The organism is Pseudoalteromonas porphyrae, from assembly GCF_001298125.1.
Lineage (GTDB): Bacteria > Pseudomonadota > Gammaproteobacteria > Enterobacterales > Alteromonadaceae > Pseudoalteromonas > Pseudoalteromonas neustonica.
This window is the reverse complement of the sequence record NZ_LHPH01000049.1, coordinates 1-2,969: the sequence shown is the minus strand read 5'-3', so window position 1 is coordinate 2,969 and position 2,969 is coordinate 1. Positions and strand designations below refer to the sequence as shown.

The 2,969-nt window shown below is 43.9% G+C and carries 1 protein-coding gene; it reads right to left on the bottom strand.

Annotated elements, in window-relative coordinates; translation table 11 throughout:
- The coding region (locus ADS77_RS20985) for an SdrD B-like domain-containing protein (protein WP_200909664.1) at positions 1-2,969 on the bottom strand (2,969 nt) is incomplete at both ends.

The window sequence follows — 2,969 nt, the reverse complement described above, 5'->3', positions numbered from 1 at the left end:
AAGATATTTTTACCCGTTAAGGTAATGCCTACATCGGCTAATAATTTGTCGTTATCAGCAATGGTGCCATCTTGGTTTTCATCGAAATACACACGCCCTGCAATAGTTGCTGTATCTGGGTTTTGCTCTGTGAAGTCAACAAGCTGATTGCTTGTAGAAAGCACAACGGTAACTGTATCTGTTAGATCAGAGCCTGCAATCATGCCTGTATTGTTACGCTCAACACCGTCTTTATAAAGCGCAGGTTGTGTTTGCGTAACGGTATAACCGCTGGCATCTGAGGCAAATAAATCAGCGAACGTGTATTCACCTTGCGCACTTGTTTGTGTCGTTAACGAGATTGTTGAACCGAAGATGTCTTTACCCGTTAAGGTAATGTCTACATTAGCTAATAACTTATCGTTGTCTGCAATCACACCGTCTTGATTTTCATCGAAGTACACACGGCCTGAAATAGTCACTGTATCGGGGTTCTGCTCAGTAAAATCGACTAACTCATTATTGTTAGCCACTAACTGAACTGTGACCGAATCAGTTGTTTCAGAGCCTGCAATAGCACCCGAGCTATTACGCTCAACACCGTCTTTATAAAGCGCAGGTTGTGTTTGCGTGACGATGTAACCATTGGTATCTGAGGCAAATAAATCAGCGAACGTGTATTCACCTTGCGCATTCGTTTGCGTTGTCAGGTTAATGTCTAAACCGAAGATATCCTTACCCGTTAAGGTAATCGCTACGCCAGTAAGTAACTTATCGTTATCTGCAATGGTGCCGTCTTGGTTTTCATCGAAATACACACGCCCTGCAATAGTCGCTGTATCTGGGTTTTGCTCAGTAAAGTCAACTAGCTGGTTGTTTGTAGTCAGCACAACGGTCACTGTATCTGTTACATCAGAGCCTGCAATCATGCCTCCATTGTTACGCTCAACGCCGTCTTTATAAAGCGCGGGTTGTGTTTGCGTTACGGTGTAACCATTATCATCTGAAGCAAATAAATTCGCGAACGTGTATTCACCTTGCGCGCTTGTTTGCGTTGTCAAGTTAATGTCAGTTCCGAAGATGTCTTTACCTGTTAGGGCAATATCTACATTAGCTAATAACTTATCGTTGTCTGCAATCACACCGTCTTGATTTTCATCGAAGTACACACGGCCTGCAATAGTTGCTGTATCTGGGTTTTGCTCTGTAAAGTCAACAAGCTGATTGCTTGTAGAAAGCACAACGGTAACCGTATCTGTTAGATCAGAGCCTGCAATCATGCCTGCATTGTTACGCTCAACACCGTCTTTATAAAGCGCAGGTTGCGTCTGCGTTACTGTGTATCCATTATCATCTGAAGCAAATAAATTCGCGAACGTGTATTCACCTTGCGCGCTTGTTTGCGTTGTCAGGTTAATGTCAGTTCCGAAGATGTCTTTACCTGTTAGGGCAATATCTACATTAGCTAATAACTTATCGTTGTCTGCAATCACACCGTCTTGATTTTCATCGAAGTACACACGGCCTGACACGCTTGCTGTATCTGGGTTTTGCTCTGTGAAGTCAACAAGCTCGTTGCTTGTCGTCAGCACAACAGTCACTGTATCCGTTAGATCAGAGCCTGCAATAGCACCCGAGCTATTACGCTCAACACCGTCTTTATAAAGCGCGGGTTGTGTTTGCGCCACGGTGTATCCATTGGCATCTGAGGCAAATAAATTCTCAAACGTGTATTCACCTTGCGCGTTTGTTTGCGTTGTCAGGTTAATGTCAGTCCCGAAGATATCTTTACCTATTAAGGTAATCGCTACGCCAGTAAGTAACTTATCGTTACCGGCAAGTGTACCGTCTTGGTTTTCATCGAAATACACACGTCCCGAAACGCTTGCTGTATCTGGATTTTGCTCTGTAAAGTCAACAAGCTGATTGTTTGTAGAAAGCGCAACAATAACCGTATCTGTTAAATCAGAGCCTGCTATAGCACCCGAGCTGTTACGCTCTACACCGTCTTTATAAAGCGCGGGTTGTGTTTGCGCCACGGTGTACCCATTGGTATCTGAGGCAAATAAATTCTCAAACGTGTATTCACCTTGCGCGTTTGTTTGCGCTGTTAGGTTAATGTCAGTGCCGAAGATGTCTTTACCTGTTAGGGCAATGTCTACATTAGCTAATAACAGATCGTTATCTGCAATCACACCGTCTTGATTTTCATCGAAGTACACACGGCCTGAAATAGTCGCTGTATCTGGATTTTGCTCTGTGAAGTCAACTAGCTGGTTGTTTGTAGTCAGCACAACGGTAACCGTATCTGTTAGATCAGAGCCTGCAATCATGCCTGCACTATTACGCTCAACACCGTCTTTATAAAGCGCAGGTTGCGTTTGCGTTACGGTATAACCACTAGCATCTGAAGCAAATAAATTCGCAAACGTGTATTCACCTTGCGCATTCGTTTGTGCGGTAAGGTTAATGTCTGAACCGAAGATATCCTTACCCGTTAAGGTAATATCGACATTCGCTAATAACGTGTCGTTACCTGTAATGGTGCCGTCTTGATTTTCATCGAAGTACACACGGCCTGACACGCTTGCTGTATCTGGGTTTTGCTCTGTGAAGTCAACTAGCTGATTGCTTGTTGAAAGCGCAACGGTAACCGTATCTGTTACATCAGAGCCTGCAATCATGCCTGCATTGTTACGCTCAACACCGTCTTTATAAAGCGCAGGTTGCGTCTGCGTTACTGTGTATCCATTGGCATCTGAGGCAAATAAATCAGCGAACGTGTATTCACCTTGCGCATTTGTTTGCGCGGTAAAGTTAATGTCTGAACCGAAGATATCCTTACCCGTTAAGGTAATATCGACATTCGTTAATAACGTGTCGTTATCTGCAATGGTGCCATCTTGGTTTTCATCAAAATACACACGCCCTGAAATAGTCGCTGTATCGGGATTTTGCTCTGTAAAGTCAACAAGCTGGTTGCTTGCAGT